Origin of the sequence: Lentihominibacter faecis, from assembly GCF_014306095.1 — a bacterium.
GTDB classification, from domain to species: Bacteria; Bacillota; Clostridia; order Peptostreptococcales; family Anaerovoracaceae; genus Lentihominibacter; species Lentihominibacter faecis.
This window is the reverse complement of sequence record NZ_JACRWC010000048.1, coordinates 1-16,490: the sequence shown is the minus strand read 5'-3', so window position 1 is coordinate 16,490 and position 16,490 is coordinate 1. Positions and strand designations below refer to the sequence as shown.

At 48.0% G+C, this 16,490-nt stretch carries 10 protein-coding genes and 2 tRNA genes; 8 read left to right on the top strand and 4 right to left on the bottom strand.

All coding sequences use genetic code 11. The features are described from left to right. Nucleotides 1-75: 75 nt before the first annotated feature. The gene (locus H8876_RS03385; protein ID WP_249286528.1) at nucleotides 76-7,503 is read left to right on the top strand and encodes a Spy0128 family protein; all 7,428 of its coding nucleotides are present in this window, start codon (nucleotides 76-78) and stop codon (nucleotides 7,501-7,503) included. A 75-nt stretch (nucleotides 7,504-7,578) separates the two neighbouring features. Here the strand turns inward: H8876_RS03385 and H8876_RS03380 are convergent, their stop codons facing one another. The 3 genes from H8876_RS03380 to H8876_RS03370 all read right to left on the bottom strand — a co-directional run bounded on the left by H8876_RS03380 (nucleotide 7,579) and on the right by H8876_RS03370 (nucleotide 8,893). Then, nucleotides 7,579-8,577 (bottom strand): virulence RhuM family protein, encoded by a 999-nt coding sequence (locus H8876_RS03380; RefSeq protein ID WP_249286527.1) that lies wholly within the window; start codon nucleotides 8,575-8,577, stop codon nucleotides 7,579-7,581. Nucleotides 8,578-8,672: 95 nt separating this feature from the next. Further along, a tRNA-Ala gene (locus tag H8876_RS03375) sits at nucleotides 8,673-8,748 on the bottom strand. A 69-nt stretch (nucleotides 8,749-8,817) separates the two neighbouring features. After that, nucleotides 8,818-8,893, bottom strand: a tRNA-Thr gene (locus H8876_RS03370). A 179-nt stretch (nucleotides 8,894-9,072) separates the two neighbouring features. Here H8876_RS03370 and H8876_RS03365 point away from each other — a divergent pair. Genes H8876_RS03365 through H8876_RS03355 form a run of 3 tightly spaced genes read left to right on the top strand, consistent with a single transcriptional unit; the run spans nucleotide 9,073 to nucleotide 10,790 of the window. Continuing rightward, nucleotides 9,073-9,369, top strand: a complete 297-nt coding sequence (locus H8876_RS03365; protein WP_249286526.1) for a hypothetical protein — start codon at nucleotides 9,073-9,075, stop codon at nucleotides 9,367-9,369. Nucleotides 9,370-9,391: 22 nt separating this feature from the next. Then, nucleotides 9,392-9,655: a hypothetical protein gene (locus H8876_RS03360; protein WP_249286525.1), complete on the top strand. Its 264-nt coding sequence runs from the start codon at nucleotides 9,392-9,394 to the stop codon at nucleotides 9,653-9,655. 46 nt (nucleotides 9,656-9,701) lie between these two features. Continuing rightward, the gene (locus H8876_RS03355) at nucleotides 9,702-10,790 is read left to right on the top strand and encodes an MBL fold metallo-hydrolase (RefSeq protein ID WP_249286524.1); all 1,089 of its coding nucleotides are present in this window, start codon (nucleotides 9,702-9,704) and stop codon (nucleotides 10,788-10,790) included. Between the two features lie 137 nt (nucleotides 10,791-10,927). On the opposite strand, the gene H8876_RS03350 is transcribed toward H8876_RS03355, so the two are convergent. Then, nucleotides 10,928-11,890, bottom strand: coding sequence for a hypothetical protein (locus H8876_RS03350; RefSeq protein WP_249286523.1), 963 nt, complete (start codon nucleotides 11,888-11,890; stop codon nucleotides 10,928-10,930). 220 nt (nucleotides 11,891-12,110) lie between these two features. Here H8876_RS03350 and H8876_RS03345 point away from each other — a divergent pair, with 220 nt between their 5' ends. The 4 genes from H8876_RS03345 to H8876_RS03330 all read left to right on the top strand — a co-directional run. Then, nucleotides 12,111-13,166 (top strand): coiled-coil domain-containing protein, encoded by a 1,056-nt coding sequence (locus tag H8876_RS03345; protein WP_249286522.1) that lies wholly within the window; start codon nucleotides 12,111-12,113, stop codon nucleotides 13,164-13,166. Nucleotides 13,167-13,168: 2 nt separating this feature from the next. Beyond that, nucleotides 13,169-13,741, top strand: coding sequence for a xanthine phosphoribosyltransferase (locus H8876_RS03340; protein ID WP_249286521.1), 573 nt, complete (start codon nucleotides 13,169-13,171; stop codon nucleotides 13,739-13,741). 194 nt (nucleotides 13,742-13,935) lie between these two features. Further along, a complete protein-coding gene (locus H8876_RS03335) occupies nucleotides 13,936-15,039 on the top strand; it encodes a BMP family ABC transporter substrate-binding protein (RefSeq protein ID WP_249286520.1) in 1,104 nt (367 codons plus the stop codon). Nucleotides 15,040-15,122: 83 nt separating this feature from the next. Beyond that, a partial coding sequence (locus H8876_RS03330) for an ABC transporter ATP-binding protein (RefSeq protein ID WP_249286519.1) occupies nucleotides 15,123-16,490 on the top strand: 1,368 nt, incomplete at its 3' end.

Here is a 16,490-nt window from a genome sequence, read left to right as displayed (position 1 = left end):
GGGTAAAGCGCTGCTGACAGATTTTCAGGACGAAAAAATGTGTGAGGCTCTCAGAGCCAGGAGGACAAGTAACTGATGTTGCATAGAAATGGGAAAACGATTGCAAAATCCCTGATTGCAGTCGCTGTTGTAGTTATGTTTATCATGGGGACCGCCAGCGTATTTGCTGTGGTGGATGACCACACAGTGGTCGGAAAAAATCCGCAGGGCACGGTGATTTCTCTGTTCGATTACTGGGTGGATGAGCAGGATTCGGTGGACTTCAGTCCGAACCCAAACTTGAACAGCGGGATCAATAAAAACCGTGACTTGAAATTTTCCAAGGGAGAGGGAAATGATAAAAAGTTTAATAAATGGACAAAAAGCAACAATCCATATTCCGGTATGGTAGAAAAAACGCTGAACAGCAACGGATATCCGGATCTGGTGAAATCAGGGAATATTACATCTCCTCTGGACTATCTTTTTAATGAAAATGACAGCACCACAGACGGCCTGGCGAAAGTCGAAGGTAAAAAAGCATATACCAATGTGGGCGGACTGATGCAGGTGGATGATGAAGGGTATTATTATTATGACAGCACAAAAAACTTTGCATCCTATGACAGCGCTTCCAATGGGGTAAAATTGTATGATAAAGCAGGAGTATCCTATCGTGGCACGCTGGGACAGTTTTTCCCGTTCAACAGCGGGTCTGACGTGTTTACAGAATCCGAAGGTGCTCTCAGCGCAAAACCGGGTGTCACCGCAGATAGCAATAATGTAAACCACTGGTTTGGCGCTTCCATGTCGACTCATTTTTTGCATCCGGAAGGCGGCAAGACAACGCGTAATCAGGATATTACCTATGAATTCAGCGGAGACGATGACGTCTGGGTTTTCATCGATGATGTTTTAGTCGGTGATCTGGGCGGGATCCACGATGCAGCCAGCCTGAAGATCAATTTCAGTACCGGAGCTGTCAGCATCAACGGCAAATCGGACGGCACGCTGAAATCGAAGTATGAAGCGGCAGGGAAAACAGGAGAAACACAGTGGAAGGGCAACACCTATGCAGGCGGTACTTATCATACACTGAAGTTCTTCTATCTGGAACGAGGCAGCTATGCTTCCAACATGTCCCTCAAGTTCAACCTGAAACTGATGCCGGACAATGAAGCATACAAGGTGGATCAGAACGAGAACACTCTGTCCGGAGCGACCTTTGCATTATACGAAGCAGAGAAAAAAGATGGTGAATATACGAAAAAAGGCGGCCGGCTGTGCAAGGGCGTGACCGATGCAGGAGGCAGCCTGAAATTAAAGGCGGATGACGGGGCGACCATCAACTTTGAAGAACTGTACAAGAAAGACGTCGGTCCGTACTTCATACTGGAAGAAACCGAAGCACCGGCGGGCTATCGCAGTGCGAAGGATGTCTGGTTGAAATACGATCCAAAAACAGGAGTGATCACTACAGAAAACCTCTGGGATACAGGGATCCAGGCCAATGCCCGTATCATGGTAACAGCGCCTGCGGATCTGTACGATATAAATGGGAATAAGATCGAGATAAATGACGAGGGACAGCTGACAAAAGGATCGATTTTCGCTGTTATACATAAGCGAAACAACCTGAAGAATATAAGGGATATGAACAACTGGTCATCCATCAGCGGATCCGTGCTTACCGGGTGGAAGGCCAATCCTGACAAGGGTTTGGCTTCGGCTCTGACGGGGAATAAATATGAATTTAAACTCAACTCTATGGCTGCTTATGAAACTACGCTGGACGAACTGCCGGGTGATATAACCACGTATGTGAACACCATCGTAAACGAGAATGAAGGCAAGCCACCAGCAGATGTTTTAACGGAGCTGCAGGAGAATGCCAGATACTCACTGGGATTTTACTATACCACAGGAAGTGTGGAGGATGCTACTGTGAAGAATACCGTGCGTCTGAATGATGGTATAGGCATGATAGCATCAAAGCATAATGCAAAGCGGTTTGAATATCAGTATGCGGTCAAGTTGACGGTAACGGATGTTACCAATGATCTTTATGTGAAGAAATTCAAGAAGGGCAAGGTCGATCTTAAGGATCAGGAAGGTGCGCTGAACGGTGTGACGTTCGCCCTGTATCGGGAGGATCAGACGACGTTAGGCAGCCACATTCTGCCGGGAGATCCGGTTCTAAAAGGAAATGCTGAGCCTGTGGCAACCAGGACTACTGAAACCCTCAACGATCCGTACAGAGGTGATGATTCTGGAACGGCGTGTTTCAGCAAGCTGGAGAACGGAACATACTACCTCAAGGAGATCAGTGCTCCAAGCGGATATAAGGTCAGAGACGATCTTATCAAGGTGGTCGTCAACGACTATGGTGTTTTCGCTGATGCGGGAGCAGAGAACGATGGTATTTACGTTGGTCGCGGCGGATACGGAACTCTGCTTAAGAGTATGGAGCAGTTCGCTGTAAATGATGATATAGACAATACCCTGACAAATGTGCAGGTCAATCTGAGAGTTTCCAGCAAGGAACCTAACGAGGAAGGATTCTGGAATAATGGTAGTCAGCTGAAACACGATCAACCGCTTCATCTGAAGTATCTGGCGGCAGACGGGACGAACGGAAAGTCTCGATATCAGGTATATGATCCTAGTACCGGTAAAACGGACGAGATCCAGGATCATGCGGACTTTTTTATGACAGATACGGGCTGGCCGTCTCTCAGTCTGAAACAGTGTGATGAGCCCAAGACCGGTAATCCGTATTCCCAGAGAACAGAACTCGGAGACAAGGAACTCTTACATCTGTTTGTGCTTCGGACTATGGTTCTGATGGAGGATGAAACTGTTGGAGATCTGGAAATCTCCAAGACCGTGAAAAACGACAGTAGTGATACCAGATTTGATAAGGAGTTCGAGTTCAATGTGAACCTCCGGAAAACGACGAAGGATGACGATGGCAGGGAAACAACGTCTCCGGTTTCCGGTACGTTCCAATATGTCGTGAAAGGTCCTGGCACAACGGACAGTACAGAAAAAGAACTGGTCGTAAACGATCAGGGCAATGCGACGTTGCAGTTGAAAGACGGTCAGACTGCTGTTATCGAGGATCTCCCGGCAGGCACTGAATATCAAGTTACCGAGGATCTGGGAAATGAGACTTTCTGGGATGTAAAGAGTTCCGTGGACGGTGGAGCGCAAGCAGATTCTAAGCGTTCCAAGGGGAAGATCCCGGAACCTGCTGAAGATGGCAGCAAGCAGAAGAGCACGGTAGCGTATGAAAATACATATCATCCAGAGGCGGCGTCGGCCAGCATCCCTGTGGAAAAACAGTTCAACGGCTGGACTCTTCCGGGATTCAAAGACGAAACCTTTGATATCAGACTGACCGGTATCGAAAGTACCGGTGGGAATATCAAGGATACCATGCCGGGAGCCACGCAGGATACGGTGGATAGTGACTGGTATCTGATCAAGAAGGTCGAAAAGAGGAACGATGGCCAGAATGGATCTGTGAGCGATGCTGTTTTTGACGGGATGATCTTTACAAAAACGGGAACATATGCTTACACGGTCAAGGAGATCCGAGGCAGCCAGGGTGGTATCACTTATTCCTCTGCGATCTACGAAGTCGTGATCACGGTAACAGATGACGAGAAAGGCAAGCTTACAGCTGCTATGACGATGAAAAAAGCCATCGATGATAACGGCGAAGCTCTGCAGGAAAAACCGCAGGCAGAGAAAGCGGTATTCCAAAATACATATAACAGCCGGGAAAAAGGTATCAGCTTTATCGTGCATAAGACCTACAGTAATGCGACAGGTTCTGATCAGCTTACAGACAATCAGTTCCAGTTCCAGCTGGAAGCAGTGACAGCCGGTGCGCCGATGCCGGAGAATACAGCGGATGGAAAGTCCATCGCTCCATCCACGCCGGGCGGTAGAGTAGACTTCCCGAACACGACGTTTGATACGGGCGATCAGGGAAAGACATTCGTTTATAAAGTGTCGGAAGTGATCCCGGATGGTGCCGAGAATGGAACGCTTAATGGGACAACATACGATCGCAATGTCTATTACATCCAGGTTGCGGTGACTGCAGAAGGCGGCAGCGGAGCAGTTGTAAACACGGAGATCAAATATTACAGAGACGCTGCATGCACCCAGGAAATAGAGCCTGGTTCAGAAGATCTGTATCAGGCAGAGCAGGGAGTATATCGCCCGTGGTTCAAGAACAGCTACACTGCTGAACCTGCAAAGGTAGCCATCCAAGGCAGCAAGACTCTCAACGGACGCGACATGACAGACGGTGAATTCCGCTTTACACTGGAAGGCGCCGACGGCACGACGAAAGATGCCATGAAGGATGGAAGCGTCCAGGGTGCAACGGCAGATGGCACGTTAACGATGGCCGCGCCTGCAGCAGCGAACGGCCATGAACAGCATTTTGAGTTCCCGGAACTGACGTTCAACCACGTGGGAACGTATACCTTCAACGTGAAGGAAACCCTCCCGGATGGTGCGAAGAACAACAAGCTTAACGGTGTGACGTATGATACCAATGTGGGCGCCGTCACAGTACAGGTAACGGATAAGGACGCTAATGGCGATAAGACCGGCAGACTGGCGGCAACTGTTTCCTACACGAACAGCAGGAACGATTCCACGGATCTGGCGAAATTCGTCAACAGGTACGAGGAATCCGGAAGCTATGCGATCACAGGAACCAAGAACATCACCGGACGCAGCTTCCAGAAGGGCGACCGTTATACCTTTACGGTAACGCCGAAGGATGATAAGACTCCATATCCTGTTGACAAAGACGGAAAAGAAGTCAAAGAAGTGACCATCACACCGGATTCTGGAAATTCGGCTGATATCGATTTTGGAACGGTGAACTTTGATCAGGCGGGAGTATCGTACAAGTATACGCTGAAAGAAAAACAGCTGGCTTCCGGAGAGGACACGAAGGGAGTCACCTACGATGATACGACTTATGCCCTGACTTTGACGTCCAGCGCTAATGATCCGAAAAACGGAAAACTCGTTATTGATCAGACGCTGTCGGCTGGAGACAAGCCTGCGGACAGCATCGCATGGACCAATGTCTATCGTGCGACGGGTTCCATGGAATTAAAAGGGTCGAAGACTCTGACCGGCCGGAAGTGGCAGGAGGGCGACGCGTTTACCTTTACGCTCTGGTCAAAGAAAGACAATGAAGCACTCCTGGATGCAGTTCCGAAGAAGTCATACACAATAAAAGACGACAGGGCGATCTTCAAGACCGTGACCGTCGACGAAAAAGACGCTGGAAATAACCGGACTGTAACGCTGGATTTCGGAAAGCTGAACTTCATAAAGGACTCCGACGGCAAGCCATATGAATTTTATATCACGGAAACCATTCCGCGTAGCGATGAGATCAGAGGCATCCAATATGACGGCAGCGATCACCGCATCCCTGTCTACGTTACAGATGACGGACAGGGACATCTGACTGCAGAAGTGGCGGAAAACTCCATTACCAACCTGGATTTCTACAATATCTACAGCTCGTCCATCGAGTACAGTAATGAAGCGGGTATCGTGATCGAAAAGACTCTGAACGGGCACGATATGACAGACGATCAGTTTGAGTTCACAGTAGAAGCTCTCGAAAGCGGATCCGACGATACGAAGGTGGCGAAAGAAGAAGCCGCTGCAAGGATCGGATTCGGTCAGGATCAGACGAAGAAGACGTATCAGTCTAAGGCCGCTTCGGATGGACAGAAATGCGTCATCGATATCCTTGACGGAGAAAAGGTCAGGTTTACACAGGATGATGCAGGCAAGACCTTCTGCTATAAGGTGACGGAGACTAAAGACGATGCCGCTGGATATACCTACGATACGACGGAATATCGTGTCGAGATCGCACTGGAAGATCCGGGAGCAGGTGCTATGAAAGCGACGACTACGGTGAAAGATGTGACCCACAATCGGGAAGTTAGCAAGACGGAAGTCCGCAGTGATGATCAGGATGGCAAGACGATCGCAGCCATCCCGTTCATCAACAGCTACAGCGCCTCCGGCGATCTGGGTGGCAAGGACTCTGCAAAGATCAAAGCCTCCAAGACCTTGAACGGTCGTGACATGAAGAAGGATGAATTCACCTTCCAGGTAACTAATGCAAAGGATCCGAAAGAGCAGAAAACTGTGCTTTCTACCGGAAAGAACGCTGCGGCAGAAGCCGGAAAGCCGGGTGCAGTGGACTTTGCAGAAATCAAATACACGACCGCCCAGATGAAGCAGGATGTAGAGAACGATCTGGCGGTGAAGGAAGGCAATGAGTATACCTATCAGTATGAGGTGTCCGAAGTAACGGAAAACCTTCCGGCAGGAGTATCTCCGGAGGAGGGAAGCTTTGCAGTAACGGTGACCGTAACCGATAACGGAGACGGAACGCTGACCGCAGCGGTGACCTACCCGGACGATAAGAATAAGCTGGACTTTGTCAACGATTACGACACGAAGACGGTTTTCGTGCCGATCAAGGGAATCAAATCCCTGAAACTGGAAGGCAAAGCGGCGATGACCATCGAGGATATCGAAGGGAAGTATGACTTTGCGCTGACCGGTAAGGAAACGACAGCCGATGCGGATGGAACTGCTCCGATGCCGACTCTGAATGGAAAGACGATGACTTCGGCAAAGAATGATAAGACAGGGGAAATCGCCTTCGGTCATATCACGCTGCAGGCTTCGGATTTTGAAGGCATTGCGCCGGATGACCAGGGAAACCGGACGCGGACATTTGAATACAAAATCACAGAAAAGGGTAATGTTGACGGCGTGGTAAACGACCGTGAAGCAACAAAGACTGTTTCCATAACTGTGACGTACGACAGCAAGAAAAAGTCGTTCCATGTGACGGGTGTTCCGGAGGATGCGGCATTCCAGTTTACTAATATTTACGGTATCACCAGCACGGATGTGAGTGCGGATACGCTGTTCTCCGTGAATAAGATCCTCAAGGGTCGTGATCTGAAAGATGGCGAATTCCAGTTTGAACTGCTGGAGATCGTGGGCGATGAGGCTGTGGTGATTGCAAAGGGTACAACGAAGGCTGCTTCGGCAGGAACGGCATCTGCGGTAGATTTCGGTAAGCTTACCTATGATGCTCCGGGGGAACATGATTATGTGATCCGGGAAGTGATTCCGGCCGGTGGCAGAGATGCCGATACGGTTTACGATACGAGAAGCTACAGCGTCCATGTTTCTGTAACGGATCAGAAGGACGGCACATTGAAGGTGACCAGTGATGCATCAGGCGATGAGCCGATGACCTTCCTCAATAAGCAGGCGTCGAAGAATCCGTCCGGCGGGGATTCGACAGGAGATAACGGTGGCAATGGCGGAAGTCATACCAGAACCGGTGACCAGACTCCGATCGGCATGGCGATCCTGCTGCTGATGATCTCAGCTTGCGCAGGAACGCTGGTGCTGGGGATTCGCAGAAGCTCTGCAAAATAGATAAAAAGAAACAAAAGGAGTAATGAATAAAGAAACAGGAGATTTGATTCGTGATGGCCAGATCTCCTGTTTTTGTTATTTTGTGCTCTTTAGTTTTTGAATCTGTTTGTCAAAATCGGATTCGATAAATTGGGTTCGATTGAAAATATCGTATTCTGATGAAGCCTTTGATTCTGCCTGCTTCCTTGAAATTTTCCCGTTATCCTTTAATATATCATATTTTCTAAACTCCAGAAACTCATTCACGCTAGAGGCAAACTCTGCCATTGTGAAGGTGTTTTCTCGTTCAATCAGATCCTCGATGTAATCAAAGTAGCCTGTAACAGCGCGTTCCAGTCTGCGTATTTCGGTTTCAGATAAATAATTTTTCGCCACTTTCGCGTCCTGTTTTAATATGCGACCTTCCGGAGCATTCTTCCAGGTGGTCAGACCCATATTATCTTTCGTATGATCCGCACTGGAATAGACGATCTCAGCTGCGGTTTTTCCGGTAATGGCAAAATGAAATTTATTTTGAATGGTAGCGTAGAATTTCTGAGTAACATCAGAATTTTTATCGTAATCAATGCTGCACTCGGCGAAGATATCTGTGATCTGTTGCCAGATACGGCGTTCGCTGGCCCTGATGGAGCGAACCCTTTCCAGCAGTTCTTTGAAATAGTCTTTGCCGAACAGAGCTGTTCCCTGCTTTAATCTGTCGTCATCCATCACGAATCCTTTTCGGATGTATTCGTTCAAAACGGAGGTTGCCCATTTTCTGAAGGCGGTTGCTTTTTTTGAATTTACCCGGTATCCGACTGAAATAATGGCGTCGAGATTATAGTGTAATGTTCTGTAATTTTTGCCATCAGTTGCAGTTGTCAAAAATTCTTTGACAACTGAATCTTTTTCGAGTTCATGCTCGGAAAAAACATTGGACAGGTGATAGCTGATAGTTTGTTTTGAGGAATCGAAAAGTTCAGCCATAGCGTTCTGGCTAAGCCATAATGTATCCTCTTCGATAATCGCACTCACAGTCACATCCGATTCTGGTGTGCTGTATAATATCATTTCCAGTTCTCGATCAATGCTCATAATTGTTTTACCACCTCCATCTGCTTATTCTATTACATTATGTAAAACGAAAGCCCTCTGAAACATTGTGATTTCAGAGGGCTTTTCCCTGTTGATGGTGGAGCATAGGGGGATCGAACCCCTGACCTCATGACTGCCAGTCATGCGCGCTCCCAGCTGCGCCAATGCCCCGGATCCTATACCATATATTCCTTTTGAAAGAAAAAGCAGTTTACCGGTTTATATCAGGCAAACTGCTTCTGGAGCCACTGGCCGGGATCGAACCGGCCACCTGCACGTTACGAATGTGCTGCTCTGCCAGATGAGCTACAGTGGCATGCTCAAATCAATATACTGATTAACCGCATGATGATATTTTACTATGTTAGAAAAGTTCCGTCAATACACAACTTTCATTTTCTGCGGAGATTTTTTAGAAACCGTTTGACATCTGTCTGCGCGGAGGATATAGTGTTGACATGCCTGTTTTAAAGATAGTAGGGAAAGGGAAGAAGTATGACAGAAAAACGCGTAGTCAAAAAACAGATTCCATACGATAAATGCATTTTCCATGTAGATATAGACAGTGAAAAGGGCGACAAGATCCGGATCCGGTTTCCGGTGAGGGCGGCCCGGAAGATCCTCAAGGCATCCGGAAAACTGCCGCTGCCGCAGGATGCTTTGCAGGAAATCGACCTGAAGGAGCTGATGGAGGCCGTAGCAGCCTGCCTTGATGAAGAGGTAGCAGGTGATTTTGTGACGGTGGAAACAGCGGGCGGCACACACGTGCGGGTATACGTGGACGAACAATGATGCGAAGGAGCAGAACGGTAGTATGAAAATCAGAATCAGGACAAAAACCATGAATCTTTCCCTGCCTGTGCCCGTGTCGGCGGCAGGGATGGTCATAAGAAAAATACCGGATTCCGTGTTCGCCAATCTGCAAAAAAGCGTGCCGGAGCCTTACAGTGCTTTTTGCAGTAGAGAAGCTCTGCTCTTTCTGGTGCGGGAATGCGCGGGAACGCTTCGCACGATCCACAATCTGGAGATTATACATATCGAGACGGAGGGCGGGACGTACATTTCCATTAAAATGTAGCGAAGAAACGAAAGCAGAATACAGGAACGAAGGAGATTGGGAGAAGATGATGAAACAGAATACACAGAAACAGTCCGGCCGGAGCAGCTGCTGGCGAGGGATCCTGTTCCTTGCGATAATGCTGACTGCAGCGGTCTTTTTCTATGGCTGCTCGTTGGGAGGCGGACAGAGCGATCAGGCGTCTTTGCAGTCGGAAGAGGATCTGACGGCATATTTTTTAGATGTGGGACAGGCGGATTCCACGCTGCTGGTATCGCAGGGAGAAGCGGTGCTCATCGATGCGGGAAATCGGGATGACGCGGAGTTTATCCTGGGATATATCAAAAACCTGGGCATCGACCATTTGAAATATGTGATCTTCACTCATCCGCATGAGGATCATATCGGATCGGGGCGTAACGTGCTGCAGCAGTTCGGGGCGGATACGGTATATATGCTGGACGGCTACGACAGCGGCATTGCGGGGAGTCTTAAGCAGTCTATAGATCAGCTGGGAATTCAGACGAAGGCTCCGACCCCGGGAGATACAGCTGCGTTTGGAGAATGCGAGATCCAGTTTCTCGGACCTTATGAGAAATACAATGACACTAATGACAATTCCATCTGCCTGAAGGTGAAGCACGGAGAAACCAGCATGCTTTTCACGGGCGATGCGGGAAGCTCACCGGAAAAGAAAATGATCGCAATGGGAGAGGATCTGGAAGCGGATCTGCTGCAGGCGGGACATCACGGAAGCAGCACATCCAACAGCTACTACTTTCTGCGGGAAGCAAACCCAGAATACGTGGTCATTTCCTGCGGCAAGGGCAATATGTACGGTCATCCCCACGAAGAAGCGCTCAGTCGTTTTCGAGACCTGGGAGCGGAAGTTTTTCGCACAGACGAGCAGGGGACGATCATCGCTGTGGATGACGGGATGCAGATCACATTCAATTGCGAAGGAAAGAAGTCCGATCGGACTCATGTAAAGGATTATGAAGATGCTTCCTATATAGGCAATATCAATTCGAAAAAATATCACCTGCCGAGCTGCAGCGGCTTGCCAAACGAAGAAAATCGCGTGTATTTTACGACGATAGATGCAGCAGAAAAAGCCGGGTATTCCCCATGTGGCAACTGTCATCCGGACCAGTAGGGGGATCGCAGGGCTTTTTTCTGCAAAGCCCGCTCCGCGGGTTATTTCACAGTCTTATTTCACAACAAAAAGGGGCGCCGCCCTAACGATCTTAAATCGTTAATGCGACAGCCCCTTTGCATTTTGTTTTGACAAATCTACTGCAGATCGTTGATCAGTTCATCGATATCGTCGTACTGCTGAGACTCTTTTGAGCCAGGATTGTTGGACGATGGGTTGTTGCTGGTGCCGAAGATGAAATACGCCGCTACAGATAATGCTGCAACAATGACCAGCACTGCGGCGAAGATCAGAAGAGATTTCTTCAGCTTTGTTTTTTTAGCTGTTTTTTCTTCGTCAGTAAGCTCTTTTGGTTCGGCTGCCGATTCGGCCGGTGTGCCGGTGAGCTCTGAAGTCTGTGCACCAGTCTCCTGTGATTGAGAGCCACTTTCTGCAGGAGTTTCCGGTTCTGCGACTTTACCTGCTTTTTTAGCAGCTTTTTCCGCTTTCAGCCGTTCTTTTTCTGCACGTTTCGCAGCCTTCTCTGCTTTTTTTCGCTCTTTTTCTGCCTGTTTGGCGGCTTTCTTATCGGTGAACACGATCGGCTCTTCTGCCGAAGCCTGTTCAGCTGCCGAAGCCTGCTCTGCTGCCGGAGCCTGTCCTGCTGGTTCCGGAGCTGGTTGTGCCATTTCAGCTGCAGCCCGCACATCAACGGCATGCGGTATTTGAGGTGTGACAGGGATCTCCTCCTGCTGAGCCTGATCCTGAACCGGAGCCTCGGGAGCTTTTGCAGCTGGAATTTCCGAAGCTGGCGGCTGAACCGGAGCCTGCGGAGTCTGCTGTGCTGTCTGTGCCGGCACCTTTGCAGCGTGTGCCTGTGCCGCCTTTGCAGCCTGAAGCTTCAACACCTGACTGAAGATCGCAGTCAGGATTTGTGCATCCTTAGCTTCATAAGGAAGAATTTTTGATTCTCCGTCGTATGTAAAATAATATTTTTGGGTGGCTGGATCGTGTGTCAGATTCGACATTCTGCTGTAGAAAAATTCCTTTCCGTCGAAGGTCACAGACTTTGTCGTAAACTGTGCGATCTGTTGCCCCGCCTTGAGTTCTATCGTTTTCATATCTAACCTCCCAACTTTACAGATGTAACATCAAAAAGTGGTTTCTTTCTTAAGAACTAATTTCTATGATAGACCGAAAACCGGCATCAAGTCAACCGAAAAGTAAGGAAAAAAGTGAAAAATTACAGATTTAGGGAGACAAAACAAATGATAGATGGTATAATAAGCAATATATAATGTTGAAGACTTTTTATATTGAGGAGAAAAAAGAGGTTTGACAATGGATAAAAATGCATTAACAGAAAAAAGAAGAGAGACTGTGATCGGACTTCTTAAAGGCATGAATATTAAGAAGGCTTCTGGTGAAGGGTTCGACAAGGATGATGTATATGAATGTATGCAGCAGCTTTGTGATCTTTATGAAAAAAATATAGAGGAATTAGAAGATGCATATGAAGGAGAAATCGTTGCATTAAAGGATAAATACCAGAAATACGATGATAACAACGATCTGTATGTCAGCCTGATCATGGAAGCGAAGAAGAGCAGCAATGAGATCATCAACCAGGCTAAAGATGAAGTAGAAAATATTTTATCAGAAGGGCGTGAAGAAGTTTCCAAACAGGAAGAAGAGATCGAGCAGATGCGTGCAGGGATCGATGCTGAAAAGCAGGCGATGAGCGATGAGCTGAATGCGGCAAGACAGGCGGTCGAAGCAGAAAAGGCTGCGATGAAAGCAGAACTGGAAGCAGAAAAAGAAAAACTTTCTGCGCTGAAGAATAAATACCATCAGCAGATCAATGCTATGGAAGAAGAGTTCAACGAGATCAAGACCAATATCCTTCGGACTGCCGGCAAGCTGGACAGCCTGAAGAGCAAACTTCCGGAAGAAGATTCCGTGAACTGGGATATCATCGATCATGCTGGAGCAGTTGATTTCCCGGCTGAAGAGATCCAGGTGGATCATACGATTGATCCCGTGCCTGTTTCAGTAGAACCGGTTGCAGAAATACCGGCAGCAGTGGAGATCCCGGAAGCACCGGTTGCAGCGGATACGGTTACTGAGTTACCGGCGGAAGATCCCGCAGGTACATATGATATCCCGGCGGACGGAGGCGCAACCAGCGTGACTCTGGAAGAACTGACAGCTCCGGATGCTTATGCTCCGCAGGAAGCAGCACCGGCGCCGCAGGCTGCAGAAGAAATCAGCTTTGACGATATCGATATCGATCTTCCGGATCTGAACACTCTGGAAACCGCACCTGTACAGGAAGCACAGGCAGAAGACGAGATTTCTTTCGAGGGACTGGAAGATCTGTTTAAGGATGAGAAGTAACCATGAAAGAACTGAAGGAAAAGATACTGACAGAAGGTGTAGCGATCGGAACACAGATCGTCAAAGTAGACAATTTTCTGAATCATAAGCTTGATGTTGCTTTTCTGGATCGGGTCGGGAAGGAATTTCATCGCCGGTTTGCTGACTGTGAGATCAATAAGATACTGACAGTGGAAGCCAGCGGGATCGCAGTGGCGTGTATGGCGGCCGGACATTTTGGATATCCGCCTGTCGTTTATGCGAAGAAAGCTGTTCCAAGCACTATGACAGAGGGCTTTTATGAAGCGGAAGCAAGATCCTTCACCAAGGGTACCGTATCCATGTTTCGCGTTTCAGAAAAATTTCTGGGGCCTGAGGACAAGATCCTGATCATTGATGACTTTATGGCACATGGAGAAGCTTCACATGCACTGACTCAGCTGGTAAAACAGGCAGGAGGCAGCGTGGTCGGAATCGGTGCAGTCATAGACAAAAGCTTTCAGGGCGGCAGCGCGAAGCTGCGGGAAGAAGGCTACAGGGTGGAATCTCTGGCTGTCATAGACAAGATCGAAGATGGAACGATCACATTTGTATAGATCGTAAAAAACGCACCCTCAAAATACGGATAATAAACAAACAACCAAGCGTAAAGTTCGTATATGCACGAACTTTACGCTTTTATTATCCTAAAAATTCATCCGGCGATAAATTTTTTTATTGGATTGACGCACAATAAACAGTATAATAGGAGTATATTCTATTACACAAAGGAATACGGAGGAAGAATATCATGAAAAAGGTACTTGTAGTGGTGCTCGCACTGGTAATGGCATTTGCCTTTACTGCATGCGGCGGCAGCGATAAAGACAGCGGGGACAAAGTAAAAGTTGGCTGTATCTTTATCGGATCGATCAACGACGGCGGATTCACGCAGTGCATGAACGAAGGTCTGGAAAAGGCTGCGAAAGAAAACGGCGTGGAACTGATCAAAAAGGAAAACGTAAGCGACAGCGATACGCAGGCGTCTAAAGATGCAGCAACGAACCTGATCGACCAGGGCTGCACCATCATCGTAGGCTGCTCCTACGGATATGGAGATGCGTTAAATGAACTGGCAAACTCCGGGGATTATGACGATGTAACATTCCTGCACTTCTCTGGCCCTTACCAGAATGAAACAAACATGGAAAACTTCTTTGGATCCATGGAAGAAGCAAGATACCTGAGCGGTATGGCTGCAGCTTCTGTAACGAAGAGCAATAAGCTGGGATACGTTGCAGCTCACCCTTACACAGAAGTTCAGATCGGTATCGATGCATTCACACTGGGTGCGCAGGCAGTAAATCCTGATGTTGAAGTAAAGGTCGTTTACATCAACACCTGGGGGGATGCTGAAATCGAAAAGGCGGCTGCAGAACAGCTGATCAGCGCAGGATGCGACGTTCTGACTTACCATGCAGACTCCACAGCAACTCAGCTGGCAGCAAAAGAAGCGGGCGTTTATACAACTGGCTGGAACTACAACAACAATGTAGCGGGTGACTATTATATCACAGCACCTTACTGGGATATGTCCGCATACTTCACACCGACATTCAAGGCGATCCTGGATGGAAGCTTCAAGCCGACAGGCGACAAACCGTTCAGCACTTACGGCTCCATGAAGAGCGGAATGATCCAGATCGACGATTTCGGCAATGCAGTTCCGGAAAAACAGATCGACAAGATCAACAAGATCAAAGATAAGATGATTGCAGGAGAATTCAAAGTATTCTCCGGAGAAATCAAGTACAACGATGGCAGCGTACTGTGCAAGGAAGGACAGGAACTGACCAACGAAGAAATCTGGAAGATCAACAAGGAAGTAGCTGGTGTAACAGCAACATCCAAATAAAATCCGCAGATCATATAGTTGAATATGTTTAGCATAAAGGGGAACCGAACAGGTCCCCCTTGTGCTGTTTATGGAGGAGAATAGTGCAGCAGAATCTTGCAATAGAAATGGAAAATATCAGCAAAGTATTCGGCTCTCTTAAAGCGAACAACAATGTCAATCTTTCCGTTCGCAAAGGAGAAGTCCATGCGTTGCTGGGTGAAAACGGAGCAGGAAAATCGACTCTGATGAATATGCTGTCAGGGATCTATACTCCGGATACGGGTTCCATCAAAATAGATGGACAGGAGGTGCATTTTGCATCCCCGAAGGATTCTATCCGTCTGGGGATCGGCATGATCCATCAGCATTTTAAGCTGGTGGATGTGATGACAGCAAAGGAAAATATTATTATCGGGCAGCCGTCTGGATTTTTTGTAAAAGGAAAGCTGCTTTCGCAGGAAGTTAAAAAACTTTCAGATCAGTACGGACTGGATATCGACCCTGACAAGAAGGTATATGATATGTCCGTTGGAGAAAAGCAGACGCTGGAGATCATAAAGGTGCTGTATCGTGGCGCGAAGATCCTGATCATGGACGAGCCTACCGCAGTTCTGACTCCGCAGGAAATCAAGAAGCTGTTCCGCGTTATCCGCAATATGAAAGAGCAGGGATGCTCTGTTGTGATCATCACTCATAAACTCAATGAAGTGATGGAGATTTCGGATCGAGTGACAGTCCTTAGAAAGGGAGAATCCATCGGAACGGTAAATACAGGCGAAGTCAACGTTGCCAGTCTTATCGAAATGATGGTAGGCAAAAAGGTGGATCTTTCCATCGATAAGAAAAAAATCGCAGAAAAGACTCCGCTCCTGGATCTGGACGAGGTGACAGTCCTTGACGGAGAAGGCAAGGAAGCGCTGGCCAATGTCAGCTTCCAGCTGAATTCTCATGAAATCGTCGGCGTGGCCGGAGTTGCCAACAGTGGACAGAAAGAACTGTGTGAAGTCATCGCAGGGCTTGCAAAGGCGGAAAAAGGAAGGATCTTCTTCGAAGGAGATAACCTGGTGGGAAAAACTCCCCGTGATATCATCCGCCTGGGGATCCGGATGGGATTCATTCCGGAAGACCGTCTGGGCATGGGACTTGTCGGCAGCATGGACATTGTACATAATCTGATCCTGAAGGATTACCAGAATCAGCCGGGGATCGTTCTGCGCCGGGGACCGTGCATAAAAAAAGCGAATAAAATCGTAAAAGATCTTGATATTCAAACTCCTGATATATATACGCCGGTCAAGAAGCTTTCCGGTGGTAATGTCCAGAAGGTGCTTCTGGGAAGAGAAATCGATTCCGCTCCAAAAGTTCTCATCACGGCATATGCTGTAAGAGGACTTGATATCGGAGCGTCGTATAAAATCTATGATCTGCTCAATGAGCAGAAGGAAAAAGGCGTCGGCGTTCTGTTTGTC

Excerpts from the sequence above, each read along its gene's own strand:
- H8876_RS03345 (WP_249286522.1), top strand. The coding sequence starts at position 12,111 with ATGGATAAAAATGCATTAACAGAAAAAAGAAGAGAGACTGTGATCGGA.
- H8876_RS03335 (WP_249286520.1), top strand. The coding sequence starts at position 13,936 with ATGAAAAAGGTACTTGTAGTGGTGCTCGCACTGGTAATGGCATTTGCC.
- H8876_RS03340 (WP_249286521.1), top strand. The coding sequence starts at position 13,169 with ATGAAAGAACTGAAGGAAAAGATACTGACAGAAGGTGTAGCGATCGGA.
- H8876_RS03380 (WP_249286527.1), bottom strand. The coding sequence starts at position 8,577 with ATGAGCATTGATCGAGAACTGGAAATGATATTATACAGCACACCAGAA.
- H8876_RS03355 (WP_249286524.1), top strand. The coding sequence starts at position 9,702 with ATGATGAAACAGAATACACAGAAACAGTCCGGCCGGAGCAGCTGCTGG.
- H8876_RS03350 (WP_249286523.1), bottom strand. The coding sequence starts at position 11,890 with ATGAAAACGATAGAACTCAAGGCGGGGCAACAGATCGCACAGTTTACG.
- H8876_RS03360 (WP_249286525.1), top strand. The coding sequence starts at position 9,392 with ATGAAAATCAGAATCAGGACAAAAACCATGAATCTTTCCCTGCCTGTG.
- H8876_RS03385 (WP_249286528.1), top strand. The coding sequence starts at position 76 with ATGTTGCATAGAAATGGGAAAACGATTGCAAAATCCCTGATTGCAGTC.
- H8876_RS03365 (WP_249286526.1), top strand. The coding sequence starts at position 9,073 with ATGACAGAAAAACGCGTAGTCAAAAAACAGATTCCATACGATAAATGC.